This window comes from Halomonas sp. HP20-15, from assembly GCF_033446685.1.
Taxonomy (GTDB): Bacteria; Pseudomonadota; Gammaproteobacteria; order Pseudomonadales; family Halomonadaceae; genus Modicisalibacter.
Genome location: NZ_JAWQLY010000002.1, coordinates 26,643 through 45,882, shown reverse-complemented (window position 1 = coordinate 45,882; position 19,240 = coordinate 26,643). Strand labels below are relative to the sequence as shown.

At 65.2% G+C, this 19,240-nt stretch carries 13 protein-coding genes; 6 read left to right on the top strand and 7 right to left on the bottom strand.

Annotated features, from left to right (window positions below):
* Nucleotides 1-43: 43 nt before the first annotated feature.
* On the bottom strand, nt 44-550 hold the full coding sequence (locus tag R6258_RS02580; protein ID WP_318447016.1) for a hypothetical protein: 507 nt from the start codon (nt 548-550) through the stop codon (nt 44-46).
* A gap of 308 nt (nt 551-858) precedes the next feature.
* On the opposite strand from R6258_RS02580, the gene R6258_RS02575 reads away from it, so the two are divergent.
* Nucleotides 859-1,284, top strand: coding sequence for a host attachment protein (locus R6258_RS02575; RefSeq protein ID WP_318447014.1), 426 nt, complete (start codon nt 859-861; stop codon nt 1,282-1,284).
* 247 nt (nt 1,285-1,531) lie between these two features.
* A complete protein-coding gene (locus R6258_RS02570; RefSeq protein ID WP_318447012.1) occupies nt 1,532-3,418 on the top strand; it encodes a methyl-accepting chemotaxis protein in 1,887 nt (628 codons plus the stop codon).
* Nucleotides 3,419-3,486: 68 nt separating this feature from the next.
* Here R6258_RS02570 and R6258_RS02565 read toward each other — a convergent pair whose 3' ends face one another.
* Nucleotides 3,487-4,077: an O-methyltransferase gene (locus R6258_RS02565; protein WP_318447010.1), complete on the bottom strand. Its 591-nt coding sequence runs from the start codon at nt 4,075-4,077 to the stop codon at nt 3,487-3,489.
* A 284-nt stretch (nt 4,078-4,361) separates the two neighbouring features.
* On the opposite strand from R6258_RS02565, the gene R6258_RS02560 reads away from it, so the two are divergent.
* The 3 genes from R6258_RS02560 (at nt 4,362) to R6258_RS02550 (ending at nt 8,889) form a co-directional block, all read left to right on the top strand.
* Entirely contained in the window at nt 4,362-5,237 is an 876-nt protein-coding gene (locus tag R6258_RS02560) for a DMT family transporter (protein WP_318447008.1), read from the top strand.
* A 115-nt stretch (nt 5,238-5,352) separates the two neighbouring features.
* On the top strand, nt 5,353-7,155 hold the full coding sequence (locus R6258_RS02555; protein ID WP_318447006.1) for an assimilatory sulfite reductase (NADPH) flavoprotein subunit: 1,803 nt from the start codon (nt 5,353-5,355) through the stop codon (nt 7,153-7,155).
* 12 nt (nt 7,156-7,167) lie between these two features.
* Complete coding sequence (locus tag R6258_RS02550; protein ID WP_318447003.1) at nt 7,168-8,889, top strand: NADPH-dependent assimilatory sulfite reductase hemoprotein subunit; 1,722 nt, start codon at nt 7,168-7,170, stop codon at nt 8,887-8,889.
* A 49-nt stretch (nt 8,890-8,938) separates the two neighbouring features.
* Here the strand turns inward: R6258_RS02550 and R6258_RS02545 are convergent, their stop codons facing one another.
* Nucleotides 8,939-10,069: a carbohydrate porin gene (locus tag R6258_RS02545; RefSeq protein ID WP_318447000.1), complete on the bottom strand. Its 1,131-nt coding sequence runs from the start codon at nt 10,067-10,069 to the stop codon at nt 8,939-8,941.
* A 104-nt stretch (nt 10,070-10,173) separates the two neighbouring features.
* On the opposite strand from R6258_RS02545, the gene R6258_RS02540 reads away from it, so the two are divergent.
* Nucleotides 10,174-10,842, top strand: a complete 669-nt coding sequence (locus tag R6258_RS02540; protein ID WP_318446997.1) for a 4'-phosphopantetheinyl transferase family protein — start codon at nt 10,174-10,176, stop codon at nt 10,840-10,842.
* Here the strand turns inward: R6258_RS02540 and R6258_RS02535 are convergent.
* The 4 genes from R6258_RS02535 to R6258_RS02520 all read right to left on the bottom strand — a co-directional run bounded on the left by R6258_RS02535 (nt 10,803) and on the right by R6258_RS02520 (nt 19,124).
* Nucleotides 10,803-14,906: a Pls/PosA family non-ribosomal peptide synthetase gene (locus tag R6258_RS02535; RefSeq protein ID WP_318446994.1), complete on the bottom strand. Its 4,104-nt coding sequence runs from the start codon at nt 14,904-14,906 to the stop codon at nt 10,803-10,805. The genes R6258_RS02540 and R6258_RS02535 overlap by 40 nt on opposite strands.
* 846 nt (nt 14,907-15,752) lie before the next feature.
* Nucleotides 15,753-16,388, bottom strand: coding sequence for a peroxiredoxin (locus tag R6258_RS02530; protein ID WP_318446991.1), 636 nt, complete (start codon nt 16,386-16,388; stop codon nt 15,753-15,755).
* A gap of 169 nt (nt 16,389-16,557) precedes the next feature.
* A complete protein-coding gene (locus R6258_RS02525) occupies nt 16,558-18,744 on the bottom strand; it encodes a pyrroloquinoline quinone-dependent dehydrogenase (protein ID WP_318446988.1) in 2,187 nt (728 codons plus the stop codon).
* The gene (locus tag R6258_RS02520; RefSeq protein WP_318446986.1) at nt 18,741-19,124 is read right to left on the bottom strand and encodes a hypothetical protein; all 384 of its coding nucleotides are present in this window, start codon (nt 19,122-19,124) and stop codon (nt 18,741-18,743) included. Before R6258_RS02520 ends, R6258_RS02525 begins: the two co-directional genes overlap by 4 nt.
* Nucleotides 19,125-19,240: the final 116 nt, after the last annotated feature.

Genomic DNA, 19,240 nt, shown 5'->3' with positions numbered 1-19,240 from the left:
ACGCCACCGGCCTCCGGCTAGCCGGGCGGCTACGGGGCGAGCATCAAAGGCTGGGTTCCTGACGAGGCGGGCGCGTGCCGGCGTGACTCGCCTCGTTGCCGTCGCGCTTCGCCGTGGGCGAGTCACCCGCTGCGGCCGCCGGCTTCAGCGGTTGCCGGGCACGCGTTACCCGGGGACTACCGATGACGCCCTCGTCGGGATCCACGGCCTTGGCCTCGTTGACCCAGGCGCTTTCGGGGTCGTGAACCGCCGGACGCCGATCGAAGGCACGCGTCACCACGGCCCCGGGGCCTTGGCGCAGGCCGGCGAGATGGTAGGGCAGCATCAAGAGCTCGGCGAGCAGGCGCAGGCCGACCAGCGCCACCAGCCATAGGCCGGCATCCAGCACCAGCGTCGGCCAGCGCTCGGCCCACGAGCCGCCAGCCAGCCACGGGCTGCGCATCGCCAGCCAGGCGAGCCCGGCGATCACCAGCGTGAGTTGCGCCACCACATGGCAGAACACCAGGGTGCGCCGCGGCAGTGGGCGGCGCAGGAGCAAAAAATCGCGCATCTTGCAGTTTCTCTCCGATTGGAATCTTCACGCATGACGGCGCGGTCGCTTTTCGGCAGTCCTTGCCGGTTAGCCGATACTAACAGCTAAGCATGAAGGGAGAGAATCTCGCCGTGCTTCCGCCGCCTTGCCGCTGGCCGTGCTTGTCGTGGAAGAGGCGTGATCAGCGACGGCCGGTGCTGCCGGCATGGCCGAGGCCCGCCGTCCGACAGCTGGTTGAACGCCTTGCCATGATCGACCATTCTGGGTGTACGCGTCTTCGCAATCGCGACAGGAAAAAGGTTGGTATCAAGGAATAAGGAGACTCCATGACGACCTATATCGTAGCCACTGATGCAGCGCGCGCACGGATATTCGCCCACGCCGCCGGGGTACTCAACGAGATCGAGGACCTGGTCCATCCCGAAAGCCGCGAACACGCCGGCGACCTGCGTACCGGTGGCAAGGGCGAGGCCGGCGGCGACAGCGGTCCCAACCTGCGCCAGACCGGCAACCACGATGCCACGTCCGAAAAACACGAGATGTTCTTCGCCAAGGAGGTCGCCGACTATCTCAAGAACGTCCGTTCGCAGGGCAAGGCCGACAGTTTCGTGATCGTCGCCGCGCCCAAGTTTCTGGGCATGCTACGCGAGAAGCTGGATTCGAATACCCGCGACATGGTCACCAAGGAGCTCGACAAGGATCTCTCCAAGGCCTCCAAGGAGCAGATCGCCGAAGCGCTCGGCTACCATTGAATCGCCGTTTGCAGTTTGTAATAACCACCCGAAACACAGGCCGGGCCCGCAAGCCCGGCCGTGAGCCACTCCAGCCGCAACGCGCCTACCACAAACGCCGAGCAATCGCTTGATCGACGGCAAGCTTGGCTCGAATTCCGCTTAAGTTTGATTGTCGCGAGCCGATAGCATTGCTAATGGGCGGCGTTGCATATCCCTGGCGGCGTCTCCCGAATAACTACCATAAAATCCCAAGTGAGATGCCCGTATGTTGTCTTCCCTGAAGCGCCGCATCCAAGTGGCGTGCTTAGCGATCATCGCCTTGGCGATGTTGCTGGTGGCCGTGGTGAGTTACTTCACCATCCGGTCGCATTACGAGAATACCGTCGATAACACCCTGGCCGCGGTCAGCCAGGGCAGCAGCGCGACCATCGGCGAATGGGTCGCGGCGCGACGTAGCATGATCGAGGCCGCACGCCAGCCGGTGAATGTCGACGACGATCCTACGGCGGCGCTGGTCCAGCTGGCCGAGTCCGGTGGCTTTTTATCCGCCTATATTGGCAGGGCCGATGGCAGTCTGACCTCTAACGATGGCTGGGAGCCTCCCGCCGATTACGACCCGCGGCAGCGTGGCTGGTATAAATCGGCCGTCGAGCAGGGCGGTACCATCGTTTCGCTGCCCTACATCGATGCCAACTCCGGCAAGCCGGTGGTGACCTTCGCCACGCCCGTCGAGCGTAACGGCAAGCTATGGGGCGTGGTGGCCGGCGATGTGGTGATCGACACCATCGTCGAGACGGTCGCGGCGATCCGTCCGACCCCGTCCAGTTTCGCCTTTCTCAGCATGGCCGACACTCTGATCGCGCATCCCGACAGCGCACTGACGCTCAAGCCGCTGTCGGCGCTGAGCGATGCGTTGACGCCGGCGCTGATCGGCTCGCTGGCCGGCGCCGACGGCTGGCAGCGAATCGTCCTCGACGATGCCACCAAGCGTCTCGACGTGACCGCCATCCCCGGTACCGACTGGCGATTGAGCGTTGCCCTCGATGAGCGTGAGGCCACCGCAGGGTTGCAGGCGATCATTCGCTCCGCGCTGATCACGCTGGCCGTCGTCACGCTGATCGCGACGGTGCTGCTCGGACTGTGGCTCAAGCGCGCCTTCGTCGGCGTGGAGCGGGTGCGCGATGCGCTGGAGAACATCGCCTCGGGCAGCGGCGACCTGACCCAGCGACTGCCGGTCAACGGTCGCGACGAGATCGCCCAGATCGCCGACGGTTTCAACCGCTTCGTCGGCAAGATCGAGACGGTGATGCTGACCATTCGCGACAGCAGCGACTCGGTGCGCGTGGCCTCCGACGAGATCGCCACCGGCAGCCAGGACCTGTCGGGGCGCACCGAGACCGCGGCGTCCAACCTGCAGCAGACCTCGGCGTCGATGGAGGAGCTGACCAGCACTGTCGAGCATACCGCCGACTCGGCGCGCCAGGCCGATACGTTGGCGGCCTCGGCGACCGATGTCGCCTCGCGCGGTGGGCGGGTGGTCGCCGACGTGGTGCAGACCATGGACGACATCGACGCTTCCTCGAAACAGATCGCCGAGATCGTCACCACCATGGACGGCATCGCCTTCCAGACCAACCTGCTGGCGCTCAACGCCTCGGTCGAGGCGGCGCGTGCCGGTGAGCAGGGCCGCGGTTTCGCGGTGGTCGCCGGCGAAGTGCGCCAGCTGGCCAGCCGTTCGGCCGAGGCCGCGCGTCAGATCAAGACGCTGATCGACGCCTCCTCGAGCAAGACCCGCGCCGGTGCCGAACTGGTGCGCACCGCCGGCTCGACCATGGACGAGATCGTCGCCAGCGTGGCGCGGGTCACCGACGTGCTCGGCGAGATCAGCGCCGCGACCAGCGAGCAGAGCCAGGGCATCGGCCAGGTCAACCAGGCGGTCGCCGAGCTCGATCGCATGACCCAGCAGAACGCCGCGATGGTCGAGGAGACCGCCACCGCCGCCGAGGAGCTCAAGGCCCAGTCGCAGCGCCTGGCCGATACCGTCGGCGCCTTTACCCTGTCGCGCCGCGCTGACCGGACGTCGTCGGTGGCGCTGCCTTCGCCGACGGCATCGGCGTCGCATCGCGCCTTGCCCGAACGCGAGCCGGCCTAAGAGATTTTTCCTATACCTTATAGAACGGGTCGCCTGGTGCGGCCCGTTTTTTGTTGGCGAGCCGGGCGCTAGGCAGCGCTCGCCCTGACGGCGAGAAACTCGCCTTTCCCGACCGGCACGAGACTGGTGACGAACGCCTCGTCGCTCTCGACGAGCGCGGTAAAGGCGCTCAGCTCCTGACGATGGGACACGGCGTTGTCGACGACCAGCAAGCCGCCGGGCCGCAGTGCCCGGCGCAAGGCCGGCCACCAATCGACGTACGCCGTGCGCTGCGCATCGAGAAAGATCAGATCGCAGGACGTCTCCGTGACGCTTCCCAGCACGCGCTCCGCCTCGGCGTGCCGCAACTGGACGACATCGCTCAGCCCCGCGCGAACCAGGGTCGCGGTGGCCAGCTCGATCTTGCCGGCGTCGCGCTCCACCGTTTCGACACGTCCACCCAGCGCCCGGGCGGCCTCCGCCAGCCACAGCGTGGAGTAGCCGTTGGAGGTGCCTATCTCCAAGATCCGCCGGGCGTCCATCGCCCGCACGAGCACGGCGAGGAATTCACCGGTGTCCCGGGTGATATTGAGCATGCGTTGCGCGCGCTCGGCATGGGTGCGGTCGTTTTCCTCGCCGAAGCGTTCCAGTTCGCGCTTCAGGCATTCGAGATCGGGCATGGCGGCCTCCTTGTGGCGTCGCTTGTAGCATAGCGTCTGCGGGGTTTGCCCGGTGGCGGTCAGGGGGGCTAGGCTCAGCGGTGCTCCTGCAGCCGGGCGTCTTGCGTCGCCCCGGCATGCACCATCGCGGTGCGCTGCGCTTTCGGCTATGCTCGGGGGCCGGCCGCTCGGCCGGTAACCGTCATCCGGCGATACGGCCGGTCGTTGCATGGCGGTGGCGGGGTGACGCGCTCAGGTGCCGCCATGCCATCGTCCGTCGTGGATCGCCCTTCATGGAGAGTGCCATGTCCTCGTCCCTGCTGGGAATTCTGATCATGTGCGCGGGCGTGCTGTGCCTGGCGCTGGGCGATGCGATCTCGAAGTGGCTAGGCGGCAGCTTCGACCCGATCCAGATCATCTTTTTCCGCACGCTGGTGTCGCTGCCGCTGATCGCCCTGCTGGCGCGCCTCAACGGCGGCTGGGCATCGCTCAAGACGCATCGCCCCGGCGTGCACCTGCTGCGCGGGCTGATCTTCACCGGCACCATGTTCTGCTTCGTCACCGGGCTGACCCTGCTGCCGCTCGCCGAGACCACGGCGATCGCCTTCGCCGCACCGCTGTTCGTCACCCTGCTCTCCGGACCGCTGCTCAACGAGCGCGTCGAGGCGGTGCCGTTCGCCGCTTCGCTGGTCGGCTTCGCCGGCGTGCTGGTCGTGGTGCGACCCGGCGCGGCGGGCTTTCAGTGGGGCGCGCTGATCGTCGTCGGTGCGGCGGTGTGCTATGCGCTGATGATGATCACCGCGCGACTCTATGGCGGCAAGGAGCGGCTGTGGGCGATGGTCTTCTATGCCACGCTGGTACCGATGCTGGTCAGCGCCGCGCTGCTGCCCAGCGTCTGGCAGATGCCGCACGGGCTGCACTGGCTGGGCTTCATCGCCGCCGGGGTGCTCGGCGTGGGGGCGATATCGTGCATCACCCTGGCCTTTCGCTACGCGCCGGCGGCGCTGGCCGCGCCCTTCGACTACACGGCGATGGTCTGGGCGGTGCTGCTCGGCTGGTGGCTGTGGGACGAAGTGCCCGACGTCTGGGTATTCGTGGGCGCGGGAGTGATCATCGCCAGCGGCGTGGCGATCGCCTTGCATGAGCGCCGGGTGGCGATCAAGGCGCGGCCCAGCACTTGAGCGAATGATTAATATCCTTATCGAATAAAAGGATAAAAAACGATTCCTTAAAAGCATGAGGGGTTTGCCACTAGCCTAGGGGGATCTTTGGCGATTTCTAGGATGGTGAACGCCTATGCCCAGCAAGGCGCTCGATACGACCAACAGCCCGCTGACCGACGAGCAGGCCGCCGAGGTCAACCGTCTGGTGGCACGCCTGTCGGGCGACCAGCGGACCTGGCTGAGCGGTTACCTGGCCGGCCTGCAGGCGGTATCCGGCGAGGCGCGCGCGCCGCGCGAGGCTACCGCCGAGCAACACACGCTGACGATTCTCTACGGCTCCGAGACCGGCAACGCCGAGAGCGTCGCCCAGCAGGCCGGCGAGCAGGCCCTGGCCCGCGGGCTGCCGGCGCGGGTCGTCGACATGGCCGACTACAAGGCTCGCGAGTTGCGCGACGAACGGCTGCTGTTGGTGGTCACCGCGACCCACGGCGAGGGCGACCCGCCCGATCCGGCGCTGGATTTCTACGAATTCCTGCACGGCCGCAAGGCGCCCAAGCTGGCCGAGGCCCGCTTCGCGGTGCTGGCGCTGGGGGATTCCAGCTACGAGCATTTCTGCCAGACCGGTCGCGACCTCGATGCGCGCTTCGAGGCGCTCGGTGCGCAGCGGTTGATCGAGCGCGTCGATTGCGACGTCGACTTCGACGAGGCCGCCGGGCAATGGATCGAGCGCGCGCTGGACGCCGTCGGCGAGCATATCGTCGAGGCGCCGGCGTCAGCGATGCCGGCGGCCGTCGCCGAGCCGGCGGGGGTCAGCTACGATCGCCACAATCCCTTTCAGGCCGAGGTGCTGGAAAACCAGATTCTCAACGGCCGCGGTTCCGAGAAGGCTACCCACCATATCGAGCTGTCGCTGGAGGGCTCGGGCATCGACTATCGGCCCGGCGACATCCTCTGCCTGATGCCGCGCAACCGCGAGGAGGTCGCCGCCGAGCTGCTCGAGGCGCTGAGCCTCGATCCGCAGCAGACGGTGCCCAGCCACGCCGGCGAGCGCCCGCTGGCCGAGGCGCTGCGCGACGACTACGAGATCACCACGCTGACCCCGGCGTTCGTCGAGGCCTACGCCGAACTCGCCGAGGCCGAAGCGCTGCACGCCCTGCTCGCGGAGGGCAAGCGTGGCGACCTGATGGCCTACCTGCATGGCCGCCACATCATCGACGTGATCAACGAGCATCCGCTGAGCGGAGGCCTCGATGCCGAGACCCTGCTGGGCATGATGCGCCGGTTGCAGCCGCGCGAATACTCGATCGCCTCGAGCCATCTCGCCAACCCCGGCGAGGTCCACGTCACCGTCGCCGCGGTGCGCTACGAGAGCCACGGGCGCCAGCGTCACGGCGTCGCCTCGACGTTTCTCGCCGAGCAGGCCGAGCCCGGCGAGACGGTGCCGGTCTACCTGCGCCGCAACAAGCACTTCCGCCTGCCAGAGAACCCCGACACGCCGATCGTGATGATCGGCCCGGGTACCGGGGTAGCGCCGTTTCGCGCCTTCCTCGAGGAGCGCGAGGTGAGCGGCGCCGGCGGCGCCAACTGGCTGTTCTTCGGCAACCCGCACTTTCGCACCGACTTTCTGTACCAGACTGAATGGCAGCGCTGGCTCAAGGATGGCCTGCTGACCCGCATGGACGTGGCCTTCTCCCGCGACGGGCCCGAGAAGGTCTACGTCCAGGATCGCCTGCGCGAGCGCGGTGCCGAGCTCTACCGCTGGCTCGAGGACGGCGCCCACGTCTACGTCTGCGGCGACGCCGAACGTATGGCGCCGGACGTGCATGCCGCGCTGGTCGAGATCGTCGCCGAACACGGCGGGCACAGCTTTGAGCAGGCCGGCGAGTACCTCAAGCAGCTCACGCGAGACAGGCGCTATCAGCGCGACGTCTATTAATGGAGAGAGGTCATGGAGACACCCGACCGTAGCCGTGATATCACTCAGCCGCTCGAGGCCAAGCATGCCAACGAGCGGCTCAAGGCCGAGAGCCGCTACCTGCGCGGCAGCATCGAGCAGAGCCTGGCGGATCCGATCACCGGGGCGCTGGCTCCCGACGACACCCAGTTGACCAAGTTCCACGGCTTCTACCAGCAGGACGATCGCGACCTGCGCGACGAACGGCGTCATCAGAAGCTCGAGCCGGCCTACCAGATGATGATCCGCCTGCGCCTGCCGGGCGGCACCTGCACGGCCGAGCAGTGGCTGGCCCTCGACGACCTGGCGCGGCGCTACGGCGACGGCGGCCTGCGACTGACCACCCGCCAGACCTTCCAGTATCACGGCGTGCTGAAGCGCGACATCAAGGCCACCCTGCAGGGCATCGACGCCGCCCTGCTGGACACCCTGGCGGCCTGCGGCGACGTCAACCGCACGGTGATGGCGGCGGTCAATCCGCACCAGTCGCGCGTCCACGCCGCGGTACAGCGCTGTGCCCGCGAGGTCAGCGATCACCTGGCGCCGCGCACCCACGCCTACCGCGAGATCTGGCTCGACGGCGAGCGCGTCGATCCCGACGCCGACGAGGAGCCGCTCTACGGCCCCACCTACCTGCCGCGCAAGTTCAAGATCGGCTTCGCGGTACCGCCGGTCAACGACATCGACGTCTACAGCCAGGACATCGGCCTGATCGCCGCCGTCGAGGAGGGCGAGCTGGCCGGTTTCACGGTGTGCGTCGGCGGCGGGCTGGGGCGCACCGAGAACGAGCCGGCGACCTACCCGCGGCTCGCCGACCCGATCGGCTTCTGCCGCCCCGAGCAGGTCAACGAGCTCGCCGAGACCGTCGTCGCGATCCAGCGCGACCACGGCGATCGCACCGACCGCAAGCACGCGCGCATGAAGTACACCCTCGACGATCATGGCCTCGAGTGGTTCAAGGCGGAACTCGAGCGGCGCCTGGGCTGGCCGCTGGCGCCCGCCCGCGAGGTGCATTTCGAGCACAACGGCGACCGCTACGGCTGGGTCGAGGGCGACGACGGCAACTGGCACTACACACTGTTCATCGAGAACGGGCGTATCCGCGACTGGCAGGACTACCCGCTGATGAGCGGGCTGCGCGAGATCGCCAGGGTTCATGGCGGCGAGTTCCAGTTGACCCCCAACCAGAACCTGACCATCGCCGGCATCGCCCCCGGAGAGCGCGACGCCATCGCGCGGCTGATCCGCGACCATCGCCTGGAGCGCCCGCAGCGCGCGGGCCAGCTACGTCGCAACGCCATGGCCTGCGTGGCGCTGCCCACCTGCGGGCTGGCGATGGCCGAGAGCGAGCGCTACCTGCCGTCGCTGATCGATGAGCTCGAGCGTCTGGCCGCGGAGGCGGGCATCGCCGACACGCCGATCGTGATCCGCATGACCGGCTGCCCCAACGGCTGCGCGCGGCCCTACCTCGCCGAGATCGGCTTCACCGGGCGCGCGCCGGGCAAGTACAACCTGTATCTCGGCGGCGGCTTTCACGGCCAGCGGCTCAACAAGCTGTATCTCGACAATGTCGGCGAGGCCAAGATCCTCGCGACCCTCGACGGGCTGTTTCGCCACTACGCCGCCGAGCGCCAGCCGGGCGAGCCGTTCGGCGACTTCACGATCCGCGCCGGCTATGTCGATGAGGTGATTGCCGGACGGCATTTCCACGATTAGCTGTATACAGCCCCAGCCTACCTCTGCAACTCGGCCGGGACGACGCAGCTCAAAAGGGATAGGTGAGTTGCAGGCGCAGACCGTGGCTGTGAGTGTCGCTTAAGTCGTCCGCGGCGTCGTGATCGATTCGGCTATAGAAGGCGCCGAGATAGGTCTCGAGGTCGGCGACGGTGACGAGCCCGGAGAGATCGTAGGAGGCATAGACGGTATCGATGGTGTAGCGGCCGGCGATGATGTCGTCCTCTTCCGCCGCCGGGGCAACGCTGTCGATGGTGTTGCGGGCGTGAATATAGCCCAGGCCCAGCGCGTCCCAGATCAGGTTCACGCCCATGGTCAGGTCTCGCTCGCGGTAGGCGTCCATGTACGCCAGATTGACGTTGATCTCGAGCTCCTCGCCCGCATAGCCGAGGGTAAGCCCGTAGCCGGTCCGCGCGCTGATGTCGGCGCCGGTCTCGTCGACGACGGCATCGTCGACTAGGTTGGCCTCCAGGCCCGCCGCCACGCGCCAGGGACCGGGTTCCCAGGCGACGACCGGACGCACGATGATCGCCTCCTTGTGGTGTGGCGCGATGGCGTAGCCATGGTAGGTGTCGTCATCGAACAGCGTCAGGCGTTCGCCGAACAGCGTCGACACCTCGGCGTACAGGACTTCGCCCTGGTAGCTGATCATCGCCTGGAAGGCGCTGTCGGAGGGGCCGATGCCTTCCAGCACCTGGTAGACATAGCCTTCGCCGTCGATGTAGAGATCGTCTGAGGTGTCGCCGCCGTAGTCGACGAGAACGTCCTGGCCGAGGGGGAAGAGGTCGTAGGCCTCGAAGCGCCCGAAGCGAACCTCCAGTCCGGCGTCGTTGCCCAGCGCGAACCAGACATCGTCGAAGCCCAGGTAGCCGTCGTCTTCCAGATAGGGCTGCAGGGTGAAGGCCATGTGGCGACCATCCCGGTCGCGTTCACCGCTCAAATCCAACGACAGGCTGGTGTATTGACTGCTCTCGACGCCGCGATCGTCGGCCTCGCGTGAGAACAGCGAAGTGGAGCGAGTGGTGTAATGGTCGAAATCCCACTCCAGTTCCCCTTCGAGCGTCAGCTCGCTGTCGTCATCTTCGTAGAGCAGGGCGGCGGGCGTCGGTGTGCCGACGAGCAGGGCGGCGACGGCGATGGCGAGCCTCGTGACGTGGCACATGATATTCCCTCGTTTGGCATGGCTCGCCTCGCTGGCGCTGTCTACAGTGATGGACGAACCCTGCGGCTTTTCAAGATTTCTGGCTCGCGGACGTGCCGCTCGCTATGTCTCGCCCAATGACCTGGCACCAGCTGTGTCGAGCCCTCGATGCTCGTGACGGCCCCTTTCGGGACTGCCGAATTGCCTTGACGCTCGGGGTGCCGAGCGCCGAGCGGCGTGGGCCCGCGCGGCGCTGGCGCTCGCTGCCTCCCGAGGAGCGCTATCGTGCCTCGCGGTTGCTGATTCGCTGGCTGCTGACGACGCTGACCGCGGGGAGTGTCCGGCCACAAGCCTGGATTCTGGCGCGCTCGGCCAGTGGTCGCCCCCGGGTTTTGGGGCCGGTGAGCGGCTTTCACGCCTCGCTGGCCTACGCCGAGACGGCCTGCGTGGTGAGTGTCGCCCGACAGCGGACGGTAGGCGTCGACCTCGAGATGTGGTCGCCGCCCCCGCTTGACGACATGCCTCGGCATCTGTTTTCGTCACGCGAAATGGCCCTGCTCGATGCCGACCCCGAGCTCTTCCTGACGCTTTGGACGCTCAAGGAGGCCCTGGCCAAGGAGTGTGGCGAGGGGTTGGTCAATGATCCCGGGCGTTTCGAGACGGCGACCTATGCCGCGGCGCCGGCCGGTGTGGCGTGCCGGCGCGCCGATGGCGGCACGGCCTTCCATGGCCGGTTCCATCTGGGCGGGCAGTGCTATGTCCTGGCACATACGCTCAGTCCTCCGCTGATCTGAATCGGCATGTCCTCGACCGGCGCCGCCCCGGTTACGGGGCGTGCCGGGTTACCGCGCCAGTGGCTGTACGGAGCGGTCCGTTCGCCCTTCATCAAAAAGGCATCGATCTCGACCAGTGTCTGGTCATCGATATACGTGCCGTAGTGGACGAAGGCGCGCGGTTCGAGCGTGACGCCGTGGCCGAGCACGACATGATCGGACTTGAAGGCGCCATCCTCGAGAGAGTGGGCCTGGATGGTGGTCGCGGCATTGAGCGTGCAGTGATCGCCGATCGCTACCAGGCTCCGCTCGGGGATGCCGCAGCCCTCGTCGTAGAGCTTGCGTCCGACCCGCAGAGCGAGCAGCCGCCAGAGCAGTCCCTTGAAGGGCGTGCCGTTGAACATCGTCAGGTGGGACGAAACCAGCAGTTTCCAGTAACGCTCATGGATCCAGAAATAGTGGTCATAGATGGAGCAGTAGCGCGGCTCCAGATGGCCGAAGCCACAAACCGCCCGCTCGATCACGATGACGTAGAGGGTAGATACGAGGGTTAGCAGCAAGCTGGCGACGGCCAGCTCCTCGACCGTGTCGAGTCCCGCCTCGAAGACCAGCGCGTGGACGAGTACCGTCATCAGTACGAGCAGGCCGAAGCGCGCCCCCAGGAACAGTGCCATGCTGGCGAGATTGACGCGGTTCTTGAGACGCAGCCGCTCGCGAAGAAGGTCGGGATCCTTGTATTGGTCGAAACAGCGATCGCGAGCCACGCTGCGGGGAATCTCGAACGTCGGCGAGCCGAGCAGGCCAATGTCCTCGTGCGGTGCCCCGGTGACCGGCACCATCGTCTTGGTACCCAGCAGGACGTTGTCGCCGGTCTTGCCGTTCGTCGGATAGAAGATCTCGTTGCCCAGGAAGTTGTCGCGTCCGAAGCTGACCCGGCCGAGGCGGAACGCGGCATTCGAAAACTCGGCATTGGCCATGACCAGCCCATCCGAGACCATCGTCCCGAGGCCGAATTCACACAGAAAGGGCACATCGTGGCGTTGCTGGACACCGAAGTTCGATCCCGATTGCTGCAAGCCGTGGAACCGGTAGCCGATGGCGCGCAGGTAATGGACGATATAGGAGCTGTCACCGAACAGCAGGTTGAAGAACTCCGAATTCGAGGTGCGAACGATCGTCTGCAGCAGCCAGTGACGCACGCCATACAACGGATAGATCCGCTCTTCATGCAGAAACAGCCAAGCCAGCCGGGGTACGACCAGCACCGTCGCCAGCCCCAGCAGTAGCGAGCCGACGAAGACCACGGCGCAGTAGACCAGCAGGTAAGGCAGCGCGGTCAGGGTGTCGGTGGGCAGGTGGATGCCCGTGCCCGATGCTTGACCACTGCCATCGTGCAGCGTCGTCAGGCCGATGAGGGTGACCAGCACGATCATGCTTACGGTCAGGCCGCCTACCCAGCCGATGACCTGCGCCAACGAGAAAGCCAACTGGCGCAGCCATGAGGCCTCGCCGGGGGGCAGGCTGCGGAAGTGGGGCGCCGTCGCCTCGGCCGGTGAACCGTGGTAGCCCAGACCCGCCTTGGCGACCTGCCCCTGATGGAGGGCGGAGGCGTGGGCCAGTTCCGCGCCTTCTTCGAGTCGCGTGTCGATGTCGAGTACCGCGCCCTCGCCGACATAGGCGCGTGTGGCGACCCGGACCGGGCCGGTGACGATACGCCCGCCGAGCGCCTTGTAGCCCTGCAGGGTCACGCCACGACCGATCACCGCCTGGGGGCCGATCTCGACGAGGTCGGTGCAGACTGGCAGCGGGCACTGTACCAAAGCACTCCAGGCCACGCGGGCACCGAGGAGCTTCAGGTAGGCGGTGTACAGCGGCGTGCCGGGCACCAACGCGAGCGGGGACAGGCGTATCAGGGTCTTCACGGTCCAGAAGCGGGTATAGGTCATGCCCCAGACCGGGAAGGTCTCCGCTCGCCAGCGTCCGACCAACAGCCATTTGGCAACGATGGGCAAGACGACAGACAAGGCCAGGACGAGTGCCGTGAATGACAGGGCGCGCTGGATCAGTGCCATATCCTGAACCTCCAGACACCATAGCAATCCCTCCTTCCAGAGGACGAAGAAGCCCCAGGTGACCAGCAGCGATGCCAGCAACTGGTAGGCACCCGTGCTCCAGTAGGCGAGGTTCGTGGCGACATGTGTCGGTTCGTGGCGCGGCGGTGGGGTGTCGAGGTTGGAGTGACTACCTAATTTTCCGGCCAGTTGGCGTATCGTCGGTGCGAGATAGATCTCGCGCATGGCGATGTCGTTGGTGGCGAACTCGCGGCGGATACGCGTGCTGAAGCGTGCCATGAGCAGCGAGTTGGCACCGAGGTCGTCGAAGAAGTGATGAGTCGCCGAGACGCGTTCGAGACTCAGCAGCTCCGCCAGCATCGCGGCGAGACGCGTCTCGATGTCGCCCTCGGCGGCGGCGAAGTCACTGCAGCCTCGCACCAGACGCTGGCTCGACGGTGGCGGCAGACGGCTGCGATCGGCCTTGTCGGACGGCAGCATGGCGATCCGCTCCAGGGGTTCGTAGTAGGCGGGCACCATGTAGGCGGGCAGTCGCTCGCGCAGTGATTCGGCCAGCGTTCCGGGCTCGACTGTCATCGGCGGGGCGAGGGTGTAGTAGGCGACCAGCTCGACGTGGCCGGGCGTCGCCTCGTAAGTGTCGACCACCGCCTGCTGGATGCCGGGCTGCTCCATGAGCGCGGACTCGATTTCCGTCACTTCGATCCGGTAACCACGAATCTTGACTTGGGTGTCGAGGCGACCCAGGTATTCCACCCGGCCGGCCTCGTCGATCCGCCCCAGGTCGCCGGTGCGGTAGATGCGCCCCGACGGGTTGTGCGGCAGGCCCAGGAAATCGGGAATGAACGCCTTGTGGGTCAGGTCGTCGCGGCCCAGATAGCCCGGCGAGAGGCCGATACCGGCGATGCCGATCTCGCCGATCTCGCCGAAGGGCAGCGCCCGCGGTGCGTCTCGATCGAGGATGACCACGCTGTAGCTGGGTAGCGGTTTACCGATGGTGACCGGTTGGTCAGGGGCGAGCTCTGCGATGGTGGCGGTCACCGTGGTCTCGGTGGGGCCGTAGGCGTTGAGGATCATTCGGCCCGGCCGGTGCCAGCGGCGTACGATATCCTCCGGACAGGCCTCGCCCGAGACGATCAGCAGGCGCAGGTCGGGGAGATCGGATAGACCTTCCTCGAGACTCGCGAGCAGGGTGGGCACGCAGCACAGCGCGCTGATTCGCGACGCCTTCAGGAACTCATAGAGTTCCTCGCCGACGAGGCTGCCCTTTGATTGGCTAGGCACCAGCGTGGCCCCGGCCAGCAGCGGCACCCAAATCTCCTCGACCGAGAAGTCGAAGGCCAGGGTCAGGCCCTGATAGACGCGATCGCCCGGCTGGTACCCGTAGGTGGCAGCGGCGACCCGCGCGAAGTTGACGATCGCGCCATGCTCGATCGGGACCCCCTTGGGGCGGCCGGTGGAGCCGGAAGTGTAGATAATATAGGCCAGCTCGCTCGACGACTCGCGGAGGGTCAGACGCTCGCTGGAATAGCCGCGACGCAAGTCGGCCATTTGGTCGAGGCTGAGCACCGGCTGTGCCGAGGCTTCGGCGAGCGCGGCATGCTCCGATACGGTGAGCACCAGGGAGACGCCTGCATCGGCGGCAATGTAGCGGATCCGTTCGCCGGGAAACTTGGGGTCGAGCGGCACATAGGCGGCGTGCAACTTCAATACCGCAAGCAGCGCGATATAGGCATCGGCATCGCGGTCGAAGAGCAGGGCGACCACATCACCGGCCCCGATATCATGATCCTCGAGCAGCCGCGCCAGACGATTCGCCTCGCCATCCAGAGCGGCGAAACTTAGGCGACAGTGAGGCGTCTCGACCGCGGTCGCCGCCGGGCAGCGATCCGCCATCGTTTCGAACAGGTGGTGCAGCCGTTCGCCCGGCTGCCAGCGTGGCGCGGTGTCGCCGTGACAGGTCAATATTTCGATACCATGTTCGAGGATCGGTCCCTGAACGAGGGCATCGTCCATTAGTGTGTTTCCGATGGAGGTCATTATCGGTCTCCGATATCTGACGTTCAGCCTGTCACCGACGGCAAGTGCGGTGTTCGGGCATTCTTCTTTTTAAGGAGAGGACGCTATGGCGTGACCCGTTATTGGGAACGACAGTGACCTTGGGTTCTGACGGAAAGGTACGGATGGATTAGATTCATGTTAATGATTCCTTGAGCTTGCCCGTGTGGCACGGTTCCTTGTAAAAGACGGCTTCCCTCAACGCCATCCACGAAGTTGATCAGCACCGCGGGTGAGAGCACTTCGTTACTCTTTTATCTTCGAGTCACTCAAAAAAGTGAGCTGGAGACTAGCAGCGGCTTAATTGGAGTGAATCTTGTGAAATGATAGTCATAGAAAGCGAGAAAAAATAACGCGCTGTACTAAAAAAGCCACAGGATTGACAAAATACTGAGATCACGCCGGTGATGAGATGGTGTTATTAGCTGGGAGTTTTTTTAATTGTCTCCGCCATGACAAAAAATAATGGATTTTTCTCATATATCGCCAGTTAGTAAATAAGTTCACGCTTTTTGCTGCAGCAAAGGTTTGATAAGTATTAAGCTTTAGGAGTTTAAAGGCCGGATGATTACACGCCGGGTTACGGTGATTGATTATTTTGTAAATTCTTGTTGGTAATTAGTTATATTTAAATTATTGCTGATGGCTATTTGCTGGAAGTGGAAGAGTCCGCCCCAAAATGCCAGATGGCGAGTGGTCGGTCGGAACTCAAGGCGATGGCTGGCAGGACCAACGTACAGCATCTAGCGGGGCGAAAAGCTACGGCATAAATGGACGCCCGTCGGGGACGGGCGTCGCGGAGGATCATCGCTTGGGTTGTTTGACCATGCGCAGGTAGGGCTTCTTCTCATCCCAGCCCTGCGGGAACAGTTCCTTGGCCTGCTCGTTGCTCACCGAGGGCACGATGATGCAGTCGTCGCCGTCGTTCCAGTTGACCGGGGTGGCGACCTTCTGGTCGTCGGTCAGTTGCAGGCTGTCGATGACCCGCAGGATCTCGGCGAAGTTGCGCCCGGTGCTCGCCGGGTAGGTGATGGTCAGACGAATCTTCTTGTTGGGGTCGATGATGAACACCGAACGCACCGTCAGGGTGTCGTTGGCGTTGGGGTGGATCATGTCGTAAAGATTGCTGACCGTGCGATCGGCATCGGCGAGCAGTGGGAAGTTAAGGCCGTATCCCTGGGTCTCCTCGATGTCGCCGGCCCAGCTGCGATGGTCTTCAACCGGGTCCACCGACAGGCCGATGGCCTTGGCGTTGCGCTTCTCGAACTCCGGCTTCAAGCGCGATACCTCACCGAGCTCGGTGGTGCAGACTGGGGTGAAGTCCTTGGGATGCGAGAACAGGATGACCCAGCTGTCACCGGCCCACTCGTGGAACTTGATCGGGCCTTCCGTACTGTCTTGGGTGAAATCCGGGGCGGTGTCGCCTAGATGCAGTGCCATGTCTTGCTCCTTGAACATAACCGGTGGATGGCTTATTCGCTTTGCTACTATGACATCGGGTCGGCCCCAAGGGGAAACAATCCCTGGGGCTATGCAAATATCTGGGCGCTATTACAACTCGACGGCCGGGGATGACCGGCCGCCGCGATGCGTTCCAGGCGCTGCGGCGTTATTCCCCCTCGCCCTTTTCGGGCAGCGCGAAGGAAACCACCTGATCGCTGACCTTGGGCAGCAGAATCGAGTTGCCACCCACCGCGAAGGTCACGTACTGCCGGCCTTTATAGGTGTAGACCGCGGGCATCGACACCGCCGGTGCTTCGACCAGGTGCTTCCACAGGACTTCACCGCTCTTCAGATCGAGTGCGCGCACCCGCGAATCCATCGAGGCGCCGATGAAGATCAGCCCCGACTGGGTGATCACCGGCGCGCCGATGGTCACCGAGCCCCAGGATTCGGGCATGTAGAAGCCGTACTTCTGGACCTGGCCGAACGGCTCCTTCCACAGGCGCTCCCCGGTATTCAGGTCGTAGGCGGCGATGGTGCCATAGGGCGGCTTCCAGCAGGGCATGCCCGCCCAGTTGAGGAACGTCTGGAGCTGGAAGCCATAGGCCGCGTCGCCCTGCTGATAGTAGCCGCCGGTCTCGCCGGATTGCTCCAGTTGCTGGAATTCGTCGCGCGGGATCAGCCGATAGATCTGCACCACGCTGTTGGAGTTGACCACGTAGACCCCGGTGTTCGGGTCGACGGCGCCGCCGCCCCACTGCGAGCCGCCGGTGGTGGGCGGATAGGCGAGCGTGCCCTCGAGGCTCGGCGGCGTGAAGCGGCCCTCGTAGCGCAATTTCTCGGCGCGGTTGCTGCACTCGCCGAAGCTCACCAGGTCGGCGATGGTCGAAACGCCCGGCCACTCATCGGGAATCACCGGCTCGGGCTTGGGCACATAGGGCTGGGTCGGCGCGGCCTGCTCACCCTCGACATCCGAGGCCGGCACCTTGCGCTCCTCGATCGGGTAGATCGGCTCGCCGGTCTTGCGGTTGAGCACATACAGGAAGCCCTGCTTCGAGGTCTGTACCAGTGCGGGAATGGTCTTGCCGTCCTTCTCGATATCGACCAGGGTCGGTGGCGCGTCGGTGTCGTAGTCCCAGATGTCGTGATGCACGAGCTGGCGACTCCACACCACCTCGCCGGTTTCGCCGTTCAGTGCCGTCACCGAGGTCGCCAGGGGCAGCTTCTCGGTACGGTTGCCGCCGTAGTAGTTCGGACTCGGCGAACTCACCGGGATGTAGAGCAGGCCGGTCTCGGGATCGATGGACATCGAAGCCCAGACGTTGGCGGTACCGGTGCGCTCGATCACTTCCTTGGGCAGCGCGTGGAAGGTCCATTTGAGCTCGCCGGTGCGCGCATCGAGGGCGAAGACCGTTCCCGGGGGCGCGGCGGCATCGGTCCAGTCCTTGCCGGCCCAACCGAGGAACAGCGTGTCGTTGTAGACCGTGGGCGGCTGCAGCAGCGACAGCGGCCACTTGTCGTTGATCGTGTTCCACTGGTTGACGTTGACCATGCCGTCGTCGCCGAAGTTGGCGCAGCGCTTGCCGGTGTCGGCATCGACCCCGTAGAGCTTGGCGTCCATGGTGCCGATGTAGACGATCTTCTGGCAGGGCTCGCCCTGCTTCGGCTCGTCGGCCTGCCAGTAGGCCACGCCGCGGTTCTTCATGTTAGGCTGGGTCAGCGCTTCCAGCCGCGCATCGGGGTCGAAGGTCCACTTCTCTTTGCCGGTGTCGGGCTCCAGGGCGATGATCCGGTAGAACGGCGTCCCCAGGTAGAGCGTGTCGTTGACGAACAGCGGCGTCGCCGACCAGACCGTCATCGGCACGTCGCCGCTGCCGTCCGAGACGTCGCCGGTGTGATACTCCCAGACCTGTTCGAGGTTAGCGACGTTATCCGGCGTGATCTGCGTGGCGGGCGAGTATTTCTGGGCGCGCAGGTCGCCGTTGAAGGTCGCCCAGGTGTTCTCGGCCTCCATCCACTGATCGAGGCCCGGACGCGGCGGGGAGGCCTGCCCGTCGCCACTCGGCGCCTGCCCAGCAGGGCCGGTATCGACCCGCCCGCCCGGCCCGGTGGGGGTGGTGGTAGTGGATGCCCCATTGGCGGACTCGGCAGCGCCCGTATCGCTGGAAGGGTTGGTGGCGTCGCTCGACGATTGTTCGGATTGCTCGGATGCCTCGTCCTGCGTATCGGTGAGGCCCTGCGGCTGGCCACCGGCCTTGCCCGGGGACGACGCCTCCTCCTGCGCCAGGACCTGGCCGGCTGCACCGGCCAGGACGAAGGAGGCGGTCAGTGCGATTGCATATTTTACGCTCATGCTGCGGCCTCCTTGCGACGCTGCTTGGTCGGGGCGGTGAAAAGGTGGATCAGCCAAGCGACGAGTCCCGCCAGCATGAATCCGACCAGCCAGTAGGCCTCGAGCAGGTAGGCCGCGAACGCGGTTCCCAGCAGATCGAGCAGCACCAATAGGGCGATTATTCCGCGCAGCCAGCGTGGCGCGCTACGGGCGAAGGCCAGCAGCAGCGAGCCGGCGACCAGCAGGGCGGTGGTGAAGAACACCAGGTAGGTGCCCGGCGTGTGAGCGATGCCGTTGCCGTCGTTGAATGTCGCGATCGCCGCCAGCACCAAGCCGGCGAGCGCGCAAATCAATAGCAGCCAGGCACCGATGTTGGTGCCGTGTCGGTTTTTCTTCGTCATGACCTTGTCCCTTCCCTTGAACAGTTTCGAAGCGCGCTATGTCGTGTTGTCGCGGTGCCATGTCGTATTGTTGCGTTGGAGTCAGATGGGTCGCCTGCTGCCCATCGAGGCGCTGA